The organism is Halomonas sp. MMSF_3323 (assembly GCF_030733595.1).
In the GTDB taxonomy this organism is placed as follows: domain Bacteria; phylum Pseudomonadota; class Gammaproteobacteria; order Pseudomonadales; family Halomonadaceae; genus Halomonas; species Halomonas litopenaei.
The window spans coordinates 60104-76947 of the sequence record NZ_JASHIT010000010.1 but is presented as its reverse complement, the minus strand read 5'-3'; the positions used below and the strand labels follow the sequence as shown (position 1 = coordinate 76947).

12 protein-coding genes and 2 tRNA genes are annotated in these 16844 nt (G+C 61.9%); 4 read left to right on the top strand and 10 right to left on the bottom strand.

The genetic code is table 11. The features are described from left to right. Positions 1-38 precede the first annotated feature (38 nt). The 7 genes from lpdA to sdhC all read right to left on the bottom strand — a co-directional run bounded on the left by lpdA (position 39) and on the right by sdhC (position 9523). Entirely contained in the window at positions 39-1475 is a 1437-nt protein-coding gene (lpdA, locus tag RBB39_RS06955) for a dihydrolipoyl dehydrogenase (protein WP_213228887.1), read from the bottom strand. A 66-nt stretch (positions 1476-1541) separates the two neighbouring features. Further along, on the bottom strand, positions 1542-3128 hold the full coding sequence (odhB, locus tag RBB39_RS06950; protein ID WP_287165314.1) for a 2-oxoglutarate dehydrogenase complex dihydrolipoyllysine-residue succinyltransferase: 1587 nt from the start codon (positions 3126-3128) through the stop codon (positions 1542-1544). A 39-nt stretch (positions 3129-3167) separates the two neighbouring features. Next, positions 3168-6005: a 2-oxoglutarate dehydrogenase E1 component gene (locus RBB39_RS06945; RefSeq protein WP_045992948.1), complete on the bottom strand. Its 2838-nt coding sequence runs from the start codon at positions 6003-6005 to the stop codon at positions 3168-3170. A gap of 300 nt (positions 6006-6305) precedes the next feature. Further along, the gene (locus RBB39_RS06940) at positions 6306-7016 is read right to left on the bottom strand and encodes a succinate dehydrogenase iron-sulfur subunit (RefSeq protein WP_045992949.1); all 711 of its coding nucleotides are present in this window, start codon (positions 7014-7016) and stop codon (positions 6306-6308) included. Positions 7017-7028: 12 nt separating this feature from the next. Beyond that, the gene (gene sdhA, locus RBB39_RS06935) at positions 7029-8801 is read right to left on the bottom strand and encodes a succinate dehydrogenase flavoprotein subunit (protein ID WP_045992950.1); all 1773 of its coding nucleotides are present in this window, start codon (positions 8799-8801) and stop codon (positions 7029-7031) included. Between the two features lie 3 nt (positions 8802-8804). After that, complete coding sequence (gene sdhD / locus RBB39_RS06930; protein WP_045992951.1) at positions 8805-9152, bottom strand: succinate dehydrogenase, hydrophobic membrane anchor protein; 348 nt, start codon at positions 9150-9152, stop codon at positions 8805-8807. Further along, entirely contained in the window at positions 9146-9523 is a 378-nt protein-coding gene (sdhC, locus tag RBB39_RS06925; protein ID WP_045992952.1) for a succinate dehydrogenase, cytochrome b556 subunit, read from the bottom strand. The genes sdhD and sdhC overlap by 7 nt, the downstream gene beginning before the upstream one ends. A 477-nt stretch (positions 9524-10000) precedes the next feature. Between sdhC and gltA the strand changes: the two genes are divergently transcribed. Both gltA and RBB39_RS06915 read left to right on the top strand, forming a co-directional pair. Further along, positions 10001-11287, top strand: coding sequence for a citrate synthase (gene gltA, locus RBB39_RS06920; RefSeq protein ID WP_045992953.1), 1287 nt, complete (start codon positions 10001-10003; stop codon positions 11285-11287). A gap of 215 nt (positions 11288-11502) precedes the next feature. Continuing rightward, entirely contained in the window at positions 11503-12399 is an 897-nt protein-coding gene (locus tag RBB39_RS06915; RefSeq protein ID WP_045992954.1) for an NAD(P)-dependent oxidoreductase, read from the top strand. 511 nt (positions 12400-12910) lie between these two features. Here the strand turns inward: RBB39_RS06915 and RBB39_RS06910 are convergent. The 3 genes from RBB39_RS06910 to gltX form a co-directional block, all read right to left on the bottom strand. Beyond that, positions 12911-12986, bottom strand: a tRNA-Glu gene (locus RBB39_RS06910). A gap of 17 nt (positions 12987-13003) precedes the next feature. Continuing rightward, a tRNA-Ala gene (locus tag RBB39_RS06905) sits at positions 13004-13079 on the bottom strand. Between the two features lie 528 nt (positions 13080-13607). Beyond that, positions 13608-15095, bottom strand: coding sequence for a glutamate--tRNA ligase (gene gltX / locus RBB39_RS06900; RefSeq protein WP_045992955.1), 1488 nt, complete (start codon positions 15093-15095; stop codon positions 13608-13610). A 166-nt stretch (positions 15096-15261) separates the two neighbouring features. On the opposite strand from gltX, the gene RBB39_RS06895 reads away from it, so the two are divergent. Both RBB39_RS06895 and RBB39_RS06890 read left to right on the top strand, forming a co-directional pair. Further along, positions 15262-16014 (top strand): SDR family NAD(P)-dependent oxidoreductase, encoded by a 753-nt coding sequence (locus RBB39_RS06895; RefSeq protein ID WP_045992956.1) that lies wholly within the window; start codon positions 15262-15264, stop codon positions 16012-16014. A 103-nt stretch (positions 16015-16117) separates the two neighbouring features. Beyond that, a complete protein-coding gene (locus tag RBB39_RS06890; protein ID WP_052704361.1) occupies positions 16118-16708 on the top strand; it encodes a helix-turn-helix domain-containing protein in 591 nt (196 codons plus the stop codon). The last annotated feature ends 136 nt before the right edge of the window (positions 16709-16844 follow it).

The following is a 16844-nucleotide window of genomic DNA, read 5'->3' as shown; positions in this document are numbered from 1 at the left end:
ACAGGCTTGCCTAGGATTACCGGGCGCTTGTTGTCTTGCTAGCGCTTCTTGCGGTTGGCCACGTGGATGGCGTGACCTTCCACCGCCAGCGCCGCCTCGTGCACCGCCTCGGACAGGCTCGGGTGCGCGTAGCAGGTCAGCGCCAGATCTTCGGCGCTGGAGCCGAATTCCATGGCGATGACGCCCTGGGCGATCAGCTCACCGGCGTGCTGACCGACGATGTGCATCCCCAGGATGCGATCGGTCTCGGCGTCGGCGATGATCTTGGCCTGGCCTTCGGTGGCGTTGTTGGCCATGGCACGGCCACTGGCGGCGAACGGGAAGCTACCGGTCTTGACCTTGATACCGGCGGACTTGGCGTCCTGCTCGTTCATGCCGACCCAGGCCACCTCGGGGTGGGTGTAGATCACGCTGGGAATGGCGTCATAGTTCATCTGCGCCTTGTGGCCTGCGATGATGTCGGCCACCATCACACCCTCTTCGGAGGCCTTGTGGGCCAGCATCGGGCCACGCACGCAGTCACCGATGGCGTAGACGCCCGGCACGCTGGTGCGGCACTGGTCATCGACGTGGATGAAGCCGCGCTGATCCAGTTCGACGCCCAGGCCGTCGGCTACCACGCCCTTGGTGTAGGGACGACGGCCGACACAGACGATCAGCTTGTCGAAGGTCAGTTCCTTCTCGCCCTCGTTGTCCTCGTACTTGACGACGACTTCCTCACCCTTGACCTCGGAACCGGTCACGCGGGCGTTGAGCTTGATGTCCAGACCCTGCTTCTTGAGCAGCTTCTGGGTCTCCTTGGCGATGGCCGAGTCGACCATCGGCAGGAAGCTGTCCAGCGCCTCGAGCACGGTCACTTCGCTGCCGAGGCGGCTCCACACGCTGCCAAGCTCAAGGCCGATGACGCCGGCGCCGATGACGCCCAGACGCTTGGGCGTCTCCTGGAACTCGAGGGCGCCGGTGGAATCGACGATCAGCCCCTCGGTCAGCGGGGTCGGCGGGATCTCCACCGGCACCGAGCCGGCGGCGATGACGATGTTGTCCGCCTCGACCGTGCTGGACTCGCCGTCCTTGTCGGTGACCTCGACCTTGTTCTTGGCCACGACCTTGCCGGTACCTTCGATGGCGGTGACGCCATTGGCCTTGAACAGCCCGGAGATGCCGCCGGTCAGCTGCTTAACGATCTTGTCCTTGCGCGCCATCATCTTGGACACGTCCATGCTGACGTCGCCGGCCTGGATGCCCATGTCGTCGAAGTCGTGCTGGGCCTCGACGAACTTGTGGGAGGCCTCGAGCAGTGCCTTGGACGGGATACAGCCCACGTTCAGGCAGGTACCGCCGTGCACCACCTTGCCTTCCTTGCCGATCCACTTCTCGACGCAGGCGGTCTTCAGACCCAGCTGAGCAGCACGGATGGCGGCCACGTAGCCACCCGGGCCCGCGCCAATGACGATCACATCATACTTGTCGGCCATGTTGGCTCCTGTTCGTTCTGTGTGCAGAGGCTCTGCAGTAAATCCCTGTCGCTGCCACGGTCTGGCTCAGATTTCCAGCAGCAGACGCGCCGGATCCTCGAGCAGCTCCTTGATGGTGACCAGGAACTGTACCGCATCCTTGCCATCGATCATGCGGTGGTCATAGGACACTGCCAGATACATCATCGGGCGAATCTCGACCTTGCCGTTGACCGCCATCGGACGCTCCTGGATCTTGTGCATGCCGAGGATCGCGGTCTGCGGCGGATTCAGGATCGGGGTCGACATCAGCGAGCCGAAGATGCCGCCGTTGGTGATGGTGAAGGTACCGCCCTGCATGTCCTCGATGCCCAGCTTGCCTTCGCGTCCGCGCTTGCCGAAGTCGACGATGCCCTTCTCGACGTCGGCGATCTTCATGCTGTCGGTATCGCGCAGCACCGGCACCACCAGGCCACGGTCGGTGGATACGGCCACGCCGATGTCCTGATAACCGTGGTAGACGATGTCGTCACCGTCGATGGAGGCGTTGACGTCAGGGAAGCGCTTGAGCGCCTCGGAAGCCGCCTTGACGAAGAAGCCCATGAAACCGAGCTTGACGTCGTGGGCCTTCAGGAAGGTGTCCTTGTACTGGGAGCGCAGCTCCATCACCGCACCCATGTCCACCTCATTGTAGGTGGTCAGCATGGCAGCGGTCTGCTGAGCCTGGACCAGACGCTTGGCGATGGTCTTGCGCAGACGGGTCATCGGCACGCGCTTCTCGGGACGCTCGCCTTCCACGGCCGGGGCTGCGGTGGCGCCGGAGCTGGCCTTCTTGGCCGGCGTGGACTTCTTGGCGCCGCCGTCCTTGACCGCCTTGAGCACGTCTTCCTTGAGCACGCGACCATCCTTGCCGGTGCCCTTGATGGCACTGACGTCGAGGTCGTGCTCGGCGATCAGCTTGCGCGCGGCAGGCGCCACGATCTTGTCACCGACCTGCTCGTCGCTGTCGCCATCGTCGGCGCTGGCCTTGGGCGCTTCCTGGTCGGCGGTATCGGCAGAGCCACCGCCTGCACCCACCTCGAACACCGCCAGCACGGCCTCGGACTCCACGGTGTCGCCTTCCTCGGTCTTGATCTCGGCCAGGGCGCCATCTTCCGGTGCGACCACCTCGAGCACGACCTTGTCGGTCTCGATCTCGGCCAGCACTTCGTCACGCTTGACCGCTTCGCCGACCTTCTTGGTCCAGCTGGCGACGGTCCCTTCCTGCACCGACTCGGGGAAGCTCGGCGCCTTGACGTCGCGCTTCTCGCCGCCGCCCTTGGGCGCTTCGGCCGGCTTCTTCTCGGCCTTGTCGTCGGACGCTTCGGAAGCGTCTTCCTTGGCGTCGTCCTCGTCTTTCTCGGACGACTCCTCGGACGCCTCCTTGGACTCGCCGCCGCCTTCACCGATGCGGCCCAGGACCTGCTCGGACTCCACGGTGTCGCCTTCTTCCACCAGCACCTCTGACAGGGTGCCGGCTTCCACCGCCACCACCTCGAGCACGACCTTGTCGGTCTCGATCTCGACGATCAGTTCGTCACGCTCGACGCTGTCACCCGGCTTCTTGTGCCAGGTACCTACGGTGCCTTCGGCAACGGATTCCGGAAAGGATGGTGCCTTGATCTCGGTAGCCATGTCGTATCCTTAGTGTTCTCTCTCTTCCCGATGGTCGCCTTAGAGATTGAAGGCGTCTTCCACCAGTTGGCGCTGCTGTTCGGTGTGAACGGACATGTAGCCCGCCGCGGGAGCCGCCGATGCCGGACGTCCGGCAAACTTCAGCTGACCGCCCAGGCCGTCCTTGAGCGAATCGGCGACGATGCGCAGATTGTGCTGCATGGAATACCAGGCGCCCTGGTTCAGGGGCTCTTCCTGACACCAGACGATGTCGGTGACGCCACTGTAGTCCTTGAGCGTCTCGATCAGCTCTTCCTTGGGGAACGGATAGAGCTGCTCGACGCGCACGATCGCTACATCGTCACGCAGGTTCTCCTCGCGCCAGTTGGCCAGATCGTAGTAGACCTTGCCCGAGCACATGATGATCCGCTCGACCTTGGACGCATCACGCTGTCCCTGGTCGGGCAGCACCATGTTGAAGCTGCCGTTGGCGAGGTCCTCGAGGCTCGAGGTGGCTTCCTTGTGGCGCAGCAGGCTCTTCGGCGACATCACCACCAGCGGCTTGCGCAGAGGGCGAATCACCTGGCGGCGCAGCAGGTGATAGATCTGCGCCGGGGTGGTCGGCACGCACACCTGCATGTTGTGCTCGGCGCACAGCTGCAGGAAGCGCTCGAGACGCGCCGAGGAGTGCTCGGGGCCCTGCCCTTCGAAACCGTGGGGGAGCAGCATGGTTAGGCCACACAGACGGCCCCACTTGGTCTCGCCGGAGGAGATGAACTGGTCCACCACCACCTGGGCACCGTTGAAGAAGTCACCGAACTGCGCTTCCCAGATCACCAACGCGTTGGGCATGGTGGTCGAGTAGCCGTACTCGAACGCCAGCACCGCCTCCTCGGAGAGGAAGGAGTCATGGATGGTGAAGCGTGGCTGACCGTCCGCCATGTGCTGAAGCGGCACGTAGGTGGAACCGTCGGCCTGGTTGTGGATCACCGCATGGCGGTGCGAGAAGGTACCGCGTCCGACATCCTGACCGGTCAGGCGAATCGGGTGCCCCTGCTCGAGCAAGGTGGCGTAGGCCAGGGTTTCGGCGAAGCCCCAGTTCATGGCCAGCCCACCGCCCTGCATCTTGCGGCGATCATCGTAGATCTTGGCGACCTGACGCTGCACCTTCACCCCGTCAGGGATCTCGCACATCTTGGCGGCGAGCTGCTTGAGCCGCTTCATGTCGAAGGTGGTATCGGCATGCCCGGTCCACTCGTGACCGAGGTACGGCTTCCAGTCGACGAACAGTGAGGTGTTGGGTTCCTGCACCAGGGCATTGGCCACGTGATTGCCGGCGACCAGATCATCGCGATACTTCTCGACCACCGCCTTGGCTTCGTCTTCGCTGAGCACGCCCTGCTTGACCAGGCGCTCGGCGTAGATCGCACGAGAGGACGGATGGTCCTTGATCTTGCGGTACATCATCGGCTGGGTGCCGGAGGGCTCGTCGGCCTCGTTGTGGCCGCGGCGGCGGTAGCACACCAGGTCGATGACCACGTCCTTCTTGAACTGCTGACGATAGTCCAGGGCCACCTGGGTCACGTGGAGCACCGCGTCGGGATCGTCACCGTTCACGTGCAGGATCGGCGCCTGCACCATCTTGGCGATGTCGGTGCAGTACTCGGTGGAACGCGCGTCCTCGGGATGCGAGGTGGTGAAGCCGACCTGGTTGTTGATGACGATGTGCACCGTGCCACCGGTCTTGTAGGCACGGGTCTGGGACATCTGGAACGTCTCCATGACCACGCCCTGACCAGCGAAGGCGGCATCGCCATGGACGTTGATCGGCAGCACCTTGCCGCCATCGACATCGTCGCGGCGATCCTGGCGTGCGCGTACCGAGCCTTCCACCACCGGCGCCACGATTTCGAGGTGCGAGGGGTTGAAGGACATCGCCAGGTGAACCTCACCGCCCGGCGTCATCACGTTGGAGCTGAAGCCCTGGTGATACTTGACGTCACCGGAACCGCGCTCGATCAGCTTCTTGCCGTCGAACTCGTCGATCAGCTCGCCGGGGTTCTTGCCGAGGATGTTGACCAGCACGTTGAGGCGACCGCGGTGGGCCATGCCGATGACCACTTCCTTGGTGCCGTAGCTGCCCGCGCGCTGGATCAGCTCGTCCATCATCGGAATGAAGGTCTCGCCACCCTCAAGGCCGAAGCGCTTGGTGCCCGGGTACTTGGAGGCCAGGTAGCTTTCCAGCCCTTCGGCCGCGGACAGCCGCTCGAACAGCTGCTTGCGGCGATCATCACCATGGTCCGGAGCCGAGCGCACCGACTCGAAACGCTGTTGCAGCCAGCGCTTCTCTTCGGTGTCGACGATATGCATGAACTCGCAACCGATCGAACGGCAATAGGTGCGATCCAGCGCATCGACGATTTCCTTGAGCGGCGCCTGGTCCTTACCCAGGAAGAAGGAACCGGTCTGGAACTCGGTATCGAGGTCGGCCTTGGACAGCTGGTGGAACGCCAGATCCAGGTCAGGCACCGGCTTCGGATCACGCAGCCCCAGCGGGTCGATGTCGGCCTTCTGGTGGCCCCGGAAGCGATAGGCGTTGATCAGCTGCAGGACCTTGACCTGCTTGCGGCTCTCTTCGCTGTCGACGGTCGCGGCGCCGGCAACGGCGGTGCGACGTTCGCGGCCAAGCTGATAGAACTGATCACGGATCGGTGAGAGGGGGGTCTCGTCGGACGGGGCGCCTTCCTGGCGTGACAACTCGTCGAAGTAATCGCGCCATTCATCGGAGACGGCGCTAGGGTCGTCGAGGTACTGCTCATAGAGCGCTTCCACGTAGTGGACGTTGCTGCCCGTCACGTGAGAGGAGCGCCACATCAACTCCATTATGCCTTGTTGCATCTCTCGGTCACCCTGCACTGATGGGGTGGTAGTGGGCTCGATGCTCGTGATCTACCGCGGGCGTGGCGCAGGCCCCTCAGTGGAAGGTGTCCTGCCCATCGTCACCCTTGGCACTGACCATCATCGAGCGCCCTGGTGGTTCTGCCGCGGTCATCGGGGCCGCGGTCGATCTGCCTAGCGGTCTTGCATCATGCTCAAAAGCCGGTGCCCATGGCACCGGCTCCTGACGCTATCATCCGGGGGCGCGACAGGATGCCGCGCCCCGGACCGAGCCCATGATAACAAGCCCGGCGCCACGATTTAAGTGGCATTCGCCAGCAACATCTCACGGATCTTGCCGATCGCCCGAGTCGGGTTAAGCCCCTTGGGGCAGACCGCCACACAGTTCATGATGCCGCGGCAACGGAATACGGAGAACGGATCCTCCAGCTCCGACAGACGCTCCTGGGTCGCCGTATCGCGGGAATCCGCGAGGAAGCGATAGGACTGCAGCAGGCCGGCGGGACCGACGAACTTCTCCGGATTCCACCAGAACGACGGGCACGAGGTCGAACAGCAAGCGCACAGGATGCACTCATACAGACCGTCGAGCTTGTCGCGCTCTTCCGGAGACTGCAGGCGCTCGATGGCCGGCGCCGGCGTGTCATTCTGCAGGTACGGCTGGATCTTTTCGTACTGCTTGTAGAACAGCGCCATGTCGACCACCAGATCACGAATGACCGGCAGACCGGGCAAGGGACGCAGCACCAGCTTGTTGTTCTTGACCACCTCGGACAGCGGGGTGATACAAGCCAGGCCGTTCTTGCCGTTCATGTTCATGCCGTCACTACCACAGACGCCTTCACGGCAGCTGCGACGGAAGGCCACGGAACTGTCGTCCTCCTTGATCATCTCAAGCAGGTTCAGCACCATCAGGTCGCGACCCTGGGTATCGACCTCGAACTCCTGCATATAAGGCGCGGAGTCGGTTTCCGGGTTGTAGCGGTACAGGGATACCTGAAGCTTGGACATGTTGACTCCCCCTTAATAGGTACGGATTTTCGGCTCGAACTTGTCGACGGTCTTCGGCGCGAAATTGACATCGCGCTGGCCGACCCGCTTCTCGCCGGGGAAGAACATGGAGTGCTTCAGCCAGTTGGCGTCGTCACGATCCGGATAGTCGTAGCGGGAGTGCGCACCGCGACTCTCCTTGCGCTCCAGTGCCGCGATGGCGGTGGCCTCGGCCACTTCCATCAGGTTGTCGAGCTCGAGCGCCTCGACCCGGGCAGTGTTGAACGCATGGGACTTGTCGGCCAGATGGGCGTTGGCGATCCGTCCACGCAGTTCGGCCAGCTTCTCGACGCCCTCGACCATGTTCTTCTCTTCGCGGAACACGCCGAAGGAGTTCTGCATGATGCTCTGCAGCTCGCGCTTGAGCTCAGGCACGCTCTCGCCGCCTTCGGACTCGTTCCAGCGAGTGATGCGCTTCATCGCGGTCTCGATGTCGGACTCGCGGGCATCCAGGTACTCGATGCCTTCATTGAGCGCGCTCTCGATGTACATGCCGGCGGCACGCCCGAACACCACCAGATCCAGCAGCGAGTTGCCGCCCAGGCGGTTGGCACCGTGCACGGAGACACAAGCTGCCTCGCCACAGGCGTAGAGACCATTGATGATCTGGTCGTTGCCGTCGGCATCCTGGGCAATCGCCTGACCATGCACGTTGGTGGCAATACCACCCATCATGTAGTGGCAGGTCGGCACCACCGGGATCGGCTCCTTGGCCGGATCCACGTGGGCGAAGGTCTTGGCCAGCTCGACGATACCCGGCAGACGCTTGGACAGCACCTCTTCGCCCAGGTGGTCGAGCTTTAGGAAGACGTGATCGCCGTCTTCGCCGCAACCACGGCCTTCGAGGATTTCCATGACCATGGAACGCGCAACCACATCGCGGCCGGCCAGGTCCTTGGCGTTCGGCGCATAACGCTCCATGAAGCGCTCGCCGTCCTTGTTGACCAGATAGCCGCCTTCGCCGCGACAACCTTCTGTCACCAGCACACCGGCACCGTGGATACCGGTCGGGTGGAACTGCCACATTTCCATGTCCTGCATCGGCACACCGGCACGCAGCGCCATGCCGATACCGTCACCGGTGTTGATCAGGGCATTGGTGGTGGAGGCATAGATGCGACCGGAACCGCCGGTGGCCAGCACGGTAGCCTTGGACTTTACGTGCACCACTTCACCGGTCTCGATATCCATGGCGATACAGCCGACCACGTCACCGTTGGCGTTCTTCACCAGGTCGACGGCGTACCATTCATTGAGAAAGGTGGTGTTATTTTTCAGATTGTTCTGGTACAGCGTGTGCAGCAGAGCGTGTCCGGTACGGTCGGCCGCGGCGCAGGTACGGGCCGCCTGGCCGCCTTCGCCAAAGTTCTTGGACTGACCACCGAACGGGCGCTGATAGATCCGCCCATTGTCGAAACGGGAAAACGGCAGGCCCATGTGCTCGAGTTCGAACACCGCCTTCGGCCCCTCGGAACACATGTATTCCGCAGCGTCCTGGTCGGTGATGTAGTCACCGCCCTTGACGGTGTCGTACATGTGCCAGCGCCAGTCGTCGTTGGGATCGGAGGAAGCGATGGCACAGGTAATGCCGCCCTGGGCGGACACGGTGTGCGAACGCGTCGGGAAGACCTTGGACAGCACCGCGGTCTTCTTGCCGGACTTGGCCAGCTCCAGCGCCGCACGAAGGCCGGCACCACCGCCACCGATGATGATGGCGTCAAAGGTCAAACTACGCATGGTTGACATGTATCAGGCTCCCCACAGCACTTGGATGCCCCAGACCAGGAACACGAAGATGGCAATGATGATGACGGACTGGGTGCCGACACGAATGGCGGTCGGCTTGATGTAGTCGGTGGTCACGGTCCACAGGCCCACCCAGGCATGGGCGGCCAGCGAGACGAAGGCCAGCAACGAGAAGATTCGCATCCAGGTCTGCTCGAACAGACCGCTCCAGGTGGCATAGTCGAGCTGCGGATGAGCCAGCAGATAGACCACCAGAAAGACCGTGTAGAGCGCCATTACAACCGCACTGGCGCGCTGGATGATCCAGTCGGACAGGCCGCTGCGGCTGAAGCTCGTGATGTTGGTTACCATACCCAGACTCCCGCCAGAATGATCAGGACAACGCTCGCCACGATGGTGATCTGCGCCTTTTTCACCGCACCTTCCAATGACACGCCGATGTTGGCGTCCATAATGAAGTGCTTGCAGCCGGCGACGAAGTGGAAGGCCAGAGCGGACAACAGTCCCCAGGCCACCAGCTTGGCGAAGAAGTTGTGCGCCAGCGCATCGCGTACGGCATCGAAACCGGCCGGCGAGGACAACGAGGCGTCCAACGCCCAGAAGCCGAAGATCAGACCGACGAAGAGAATGACGCCAGTGACCCGGTGGGTAATCGACGTCAAGGCGGGAAGGGGGAAGTGGATCGTGGATAGATCCAGATTTACGGGTCGTTTGCTATTCACGGCTCTCTACACACTCTCTTGGCCCACTCTACGACATACGGGCCAGAGGCCCGAGCGGGCGGTGGTTTTGGGAAGGGCGCTGTCGTGACCCAACCTGCGACAAGTTGGACACGACCTCCTGTTCCTGCCAGTCGCGGCCTGAATTATAGGGACATGCCCCCACCATGACAAATGGCATGACCATGCAATTTGGCGAACGCTTCGTCGGAAAATGCGGCAAAGCTGCATAAAAATGCGACTTCGTCAAGTTGCTGCACCGCAAAAGGACAGCCTATGGTGCAAAGCACCATAACCTATACAACACCTATACTGCTAAATGAGCATAGTACAACAGCAAGCGTTCAATGGGAGAATTGACAATATCCTGAACGCTTCTATAGTGGGCGAACCTTTTTTGCCGGGCGACCCCCTATTCGTCGGCACGTTAGTGAGAAATGACAACGTATCGCTCCATATCGAACACGAAGGAGGCCTGACATGGCTGAGAGAAAAGCGACCCTGACGGTGGATGGTCTGGAGAAACCTGTCGAACTTCCCGTCCATTCAGGCACCCTCGGCCCCGACGTCGTTGACGTGCGCGGACTCGGAGCGGAAGGCCTCTTTACCTTCGACCCCGGCTTCCTGGCCACCTCTTCCTGCGAATCCGGCATCACCTACATCGATGGCGCCAACGGCGTGCTACTGCACCGCGGCTACCCGATCGAGCAGCTGGCCAAGCATTCCAACTTCGTCGAGCTCTGCTACACCCTGCTGTTCGGTGAACTGCCGGACGAAGAGCAGTACAAGGACTTCGAGCACCGGGTGCGCAACCACACCATGGTCCACGAGCAGATCGCCAACTTCTTCAAGGGGTTCCGTCGCGACGCCCACCCCATGTCGATCATGTGCGGCGTGATTGGCGGCCTGGCGGCGTTCTATCATGACCACCTGGACATTACCCAGGCCAAGGACCGCGAGATCAGCGCCATTCGCCTGATCGCCAAGATGCCGACCATCGCGGCCATGTCCTACAAGTACAACATCGGACAGCCTTTCAACTACCCGCGCAACGACCTGAACTATGCAGAGAACTTCCTCTACATGATGTTCAGCAATCCGTGCGAGCCCTACGAGATCAACCCGGTCTACGCCAAGGCCATGGACCGCATCTTCATGCTGCACGCGGACCACGAGCAGAACGCCTCCACCTCCACGGTGCGTCTGGCAGGCTCCACCGGCGCCAACCCGTTTGCCTGCATCAGCGCCGGCATCGCGGCCCTGTGGGGTCCTGCCCACGGTGGCGCCAACGAAGCAGTGCTCAACATGCTCGACGAGATCGGCGACGACTCCGAAGAGAACATCCAGCGCTTCATCGACAAGGCCAAGGACAAGGATGACCCGTTCAAGCTGATGGGCTTCGGTCACCGCGTCTATCGCAACTTCGACCCGCGCGCCAAGGTCATGAAAGAGACCTGCGACGAGGTCCTGGAAGAACTGGGCAAGGCCGACGATCCGCAACTCAAGATCGCCAAGCGCCTGGAGCAGATCGCCCTGGAAGACGAGTACTTCGTCGAGCGCAAGCTCTACCCGAATGTCGACTTCTATTCCGGCATCATCCTCAAGGCGATGGGCATCCCGACCAACATGTTCACGGTCATCTTCGCGGTATCCCGTACCATCGGCTGGATCTCGCACTGGAACGAGATGATCAGCGAAAGCTACAAGATCGGTCGTCCGCGCCAGCTCTACACCGGGCATCCCAAGCGCGACTACCCGTCCAAGTAATTCGCCGACCAGGTAATTCGCGTGGCGCCCGCTGCCCAAGGCAAGGGAATCGCCGTCACGCCAGAAGACGCAACATCCCGCGTCGCATTGCCATGAAAAGGGCCGCCCTCCGGGGCGGCCCTTTTTTTGTTCAACTTTTTTGCCCAACGGATGAACGGACACGCCTACCGGCGCTATGCTGACCCCTTCGAAGCAAATAACAAAGGAGCGCTTTCATGAGTCAAGACATCTCCACCGTCGCCTTTATCGGCCTTGGCGTGATGGGTTTTCCCATGGCAGGACATCTCGCCGAAGCCGGGCTGACAGTGCGCGTCTACAATCGCACGCAAAGCAAGGCCGAGCAGTGGTGCGAACGCTACGAAGGAAGCCACCACCCGACACCCGCAGAGGCCGCCAGCGGCGCCGATCTGGTACTGGTGTGCGTGGGCAATGACGACGACGTTCGCGAGGTCACCACCGGGCCCGACGGGGTACTGTCGACGCTCTCCCAGGGCGCCATCCTGGTGGACCATACCACCGCCTCCTCGAGCCTCGCCGAGGAGCTCGACCAGGCCTGCCAGAAGCAGGATGTGGGCTTCATCGATGCGCCGGTCTCTGGCGGCCAGCAAGGAGCAGAGAACGGCGCCCTGACCATCATGTGCGGCGGCCAGGAGGAGCACTTCTCCAGGGCAAGGCCGGTACTCGAGCACTATGGCAGAGCCGTAACCTTGATGGGCGGCGTCGGCGCCGGACAGCTGACCAAGATGGTCAACCAGATCTGCATCGCGGGCCTTGTCCAGGGCCTCGCTGAAGGCCTTCATTTCGCCGAGCAAGCGGGTCTCGATCAGGAGCGGGTGGTCGAGGTCATCAGCCAGGGAGCCGCCGGATCGTGGCAGATGGAGAACCGTCACGCGACCATGATCCGTGACGAATACGAGCATGGCTTCGCCGTCAACTGGATGCGCAAGGATCTGGATATCTGTCTGAACCAGGCGCGTCAGCTGGAGGCTCGCCTGCCGGTGACCGCCCTGGTGGACCAGTTCTACGCCGACGTGCAGGCAATGGGGGGTGGGCGCTGGGACACGTCCTCATTGCTGCGACGCCTGCGCGAAAGGTCTGACCGCAAGGACTGACATTTTCCATACCTGCCGGGCCAGCGCCCTCCTGCTGGCCCGACCTTCTCGCGGCGCCGGCATGCGCTCATGGGCCAACATCCCCCTCTCTCCCCAAGCCCTTTTCACCCCGCCCAGCGTTTTCCACACTTTCTGTGGATAACCCTGTTCACAACCTATCGAAACCGCCCTCGAATCGCCATGAACTGGGCATTGGACTTAGATTGGTTAATTTTTAACCTGTCGCAACACATTGATTTTGAAAGGAAAAAATATAAATCGCGCAACCACGGGCGTTATCCCCGTAGCAGAGGCTGACCGGGGGAAAAATGCGTCACTGGTGGACAAGAGGAAGGTTCTGTCAAGCCGTACAAGACAGTTTTTGCAAACCATCCACAAGCAAACTGAGGCTTCGTGCAAATCACGAAGAGCTCACAAAGCGAATGGTGATAACAAGAGGAGAGACCACGGAGTTCACAACGATTCATGCGAAAGCATGAATCCATACGGAGCAGACGCTACGCACAGGAAGTGGCGTCCCATAGGGGGTTCGAACCCCTGTTCCCGCCGTGAAAGGGCGGTGTCCTGGACCACTAGACGAATGGGACGCAGCCTGAAACGAGATTGGTGGAGCCTAGCGGGATCGAACCGCTGACCTCGACACTGCCAGTGTCGCGCTCTCCCAGCTGAGCTAAGGCCCCATCTCGTGAAGACGAGACGTATCTTACGGATATCATAAGATTTGGTCAACCCCGGAAGCGCCAAAATTTTTCGGTGTCCCGGCCATGGCGATGCCAAGGTGATGGGGTGCCAGCAGGCCTCCCCATCTTTTTCATCATGCCGCCGGCAACTCGAGCTTTTTCTCCGGAAAGCTCGCGGCGCGCCTTCTCGAAGCGCTTGGCCTGCTTCCTGGAGACGCCACCCAGCACGCCGATGGCGTGACGCAGGCGGGCGCGGGGGAGCTGAACGTATCAAGCGCCATGGCGATGGGGGCTCGCGATAAAGCCTCTCCCCCACCGCCATCACTTGTCACTATTCCGCCGGCAACTCGCGCTTTTTCTCCGGAAAGCTCGCGGCGCGCCTTCTCGAAGCGCTTGGCCTGCCTCCTGGAGACGCCACCCAGCACGCCGATGGCGTGACGCAGGCGGGCGCGGGGGAGCTAAACGTATCAAGCGCCATGGCGATGGGGGCTCGCAATAACGCCTCTCCCCCACCGCCATCACTTGTCACTATTCCGCCGGCAACTCGCGATATTCCTTCTCGAAGCGCTTGGCCTGCTTCTTGGAGACGCCACCCAGCACGCCGATGGCGTGACGCAGGCGGGCGCGGGTCATGTCGGAGCCAAGAATCGCCATGGCGTCCATCACCGAGGTGCTCGATGACGAGCCGGTGATGGCGATAAAGACCGGTGCCAGCAGTACCTTCATCTTCAGATCGAAGTGGCTGCCCAACAGCTTGATCTCGGCCAGCAGCGCGTCCTTGTTCCAGCTGGACACACCTTCGAGCCGCCAGACCAGGAACTGCAGCAGCTTGACGAGATCTTCACGCTCCAGGTTGATCCCGTCGAAGCTTGCTTCGCTGATGGCGGGCAGCCCGGAGAAGAAGTGCCCCGCCAGAGGCGCCACGTCGGACAAGGTATCGACCCGCGTGCGCACCTGGGGCAGGATCTGCGCCACATAGTCTTCATTGAAGGCCCAGGTCATCAAGGCCTGGAGAAAGGCGCGGTCGTCCAGGTCCTCGCGCAGGTAGACACCGTTGAGCCAGGTCAGCTTCTCGAGATCGAACACCGGGCCACCCAGCGATACCCGCTGAATGTCGAAGTTTTCCATCATCTCGGCGAGGGAGAACTTCTCTCGTTCGTCCGGCATGGACCAGCCCATGCGTCCGAGATAGTTGGTTACCGCCTGGGGCAGGAATCCCATACGCCGATAATAGTTGATCGAGGTAGGGTTCTTGCGCTTGGACAGCTTGGACTTGTCGGGATTGCGCAGCAGCGGCATATGGCACAGCTCAGGCATGTCCCAGCCAAAGTACTCATACAGCAACTGGTGCTTGGGCGCCGAATTGATCCACTCCTCGCCACGCAGCACGTGGGTGATCCCCATCAGGTGATCATCCACCACATTGGCCAGGTGATAGGTCGGCATGCCGTCGGACTTGAGCAGGATCTGCGCATCCACCTGGGCCCAGTCCACCTCGATGGCGCCACGCAGCATGTCCTGAACGACGCAGGGGCCGCTTTCCGGCACCTGCATGCGCACCACATAGGGCATGCCCTCTTGCTCGCGACGGGCCTGTTCATCGGGATCAAGCGCCAGATCGGCCGGCTTCAGCGCCAGGTGCAGCCCCTGGGCCTTGCGCGCCTCACGCAGCTCGTCGAGCTCCTCGCTGGTGCGGTAACACTTGAAGGCATGGCCGGCATCGATCAATCGCTGGGCGTGCTCGGCATAGATGTCTCCTCGCTCGCTCTGACGATAGGGACCATGCGGGCCGCCTACATCGGGTCCTTCGTCCCATTCGAGCCCCAACCAGCGCAACGAATCGAGGATCATCTGCTCCGACTCGGCGGTGGAACGAACACGATCGGTGTCCTCGATGCGAAGGATGAACTCTCCCCCATGCTGTCGAGCAAAGCACAGGTTGAACAAGGCAATGTAGGCGGTTCCTACGTGGGGGTCCCCGGTGGGCGACGGGGCGATACGCGTGCGAACAGTCATAACGTCCTGCATCCTGAAGTCGTTGAAGCCAAGCTGGCGGCGTGGGCGCATTATACGCACCGACGAAGCAATTGCGCAGGACCCGGCGGGATTCGCGAAACTCTGAAATCGTCACCCCGTGCGGGACTCGAACAGGTTGCCACCCCACCCAGGCCAGGAGAGCGACATGGACAGACTTCCCGACGGCTATCGCGCCCTCGTCATCGGCGGCAATGGAGGCATAGGTCGCGCCGTCGTCGATCGACTGCTCGCCGACCCACGGCTGGGGCAGGCGACCGTCGTCAGCCGAACCTCCTTTCAGGCCTCCTCTTCTCGCCTGGAAGCGATCGAAGGCGATGTCACCACTGCACAGGGCCGGGCTGACCTGGGTCGAGCCCTTCACGGCCCTGCTGGCCAAGCCGTTCCTCTTCACCTTGTGGTCAACGCCATTGGCCTGTTGCACGACGAAGCAAGCAACATTCAGCCCGAGAAACGCCTGGAGGACCTCGACGAAGCCGCCCTGACGACCCTTTTTCAGGTCAACGCCGCCACGCCGGCCTTGATGCTCCAGACGCTGCTTCCCCACCTCAAGGGCTCCCATCCCACCACCGTGGTCAGCCTGTCGGCACGGGTCGGCTCGATCGGCGATAACGGCCTGGGCGGCTGGTACGCCTACCGCGCCAGCAAGGCCGCCCACAACATGCTGATGAAAACCGCTGCCATCGAACTCAAGCGATTGAACCCCCGGTCCTGCGTGCTGAGCTTCCACCCGGGTACCACCGACAGCTTGCTGTCACGCCCCTTTCAGGCCCGAGTCCCTGAGCACAAGCTGTTCACCGCCGACTTTGTCGCCGACCGACTGATGACCATGGTGCAGCAGCGTGGCCCCGACGACAGCGGCGGCTTCTTCGACTGGGCCAACGAGCCGATCACCTGGTAGTGCGGCATAGGAACCGTCGAATATCGTTGACGCCTGATATTGCACAAGAGGTGCTTATGAATGAGTATTCTAAATTCTCTTTATGTGTCGACAGGAAGGTTCCATGGACGCGCTGGGTCCGCGCATCAAATCTTTGAGGTTGGCAGCCGGCTTGAACAAGGCGGCGCTGGCTCGCCAGGTCGGGGTCTCTGACGTCACCATTTCCTACTGGGAGTCCGGCACCATCAAGCAGATCGGGCATGAACGCCTGGTGGCGCTGTCACAGGCCCTTAACTGCCCCCTGGCACACCTGCTGGAAGGAGAACCGAACCGACCATCTCCCCTCTACCTGAGATCGACCCTGCCGCTGCCCTGGCAGGAAGTCGCCCACAAGGGGATCGATCTGCCACTGGAGCTGATCCCGGAGCAGCGTTGGGACGGTGACTGCCACCTGGTGACGCCAGCGCCGGATGAGCACTTCGATTTTCTGGGACCGCTGGATCTGGCCGCCGTGGCTCCGACCGAGATATTCCGGCAGCCGGGACTCTATCTTGTGGCGGAGGAAGACACCCTGTACCTGCGCCGAGTCGCACAGGACAACAACGGGCAACTGACCTTTCAGCGCCAGGGCCAGACCACCACCATGCCTTATCACAGCGGCATGCGACTCAAGGCCAAGGTGGTAGCGCTATGGCGTAGCGAGTCAGCGACCTGAGGTGAGACGAAAAGCAGAGATGAAACCAAAAGCAGTCGGCCGGGCCTGACGTTTCATCTCTCGCCTACCCAGATCATCCAACCAGGCGCCCAACCCCCGGGAGCGAGCCCGACGGGTCAGGTCGGTCAATCCGGCC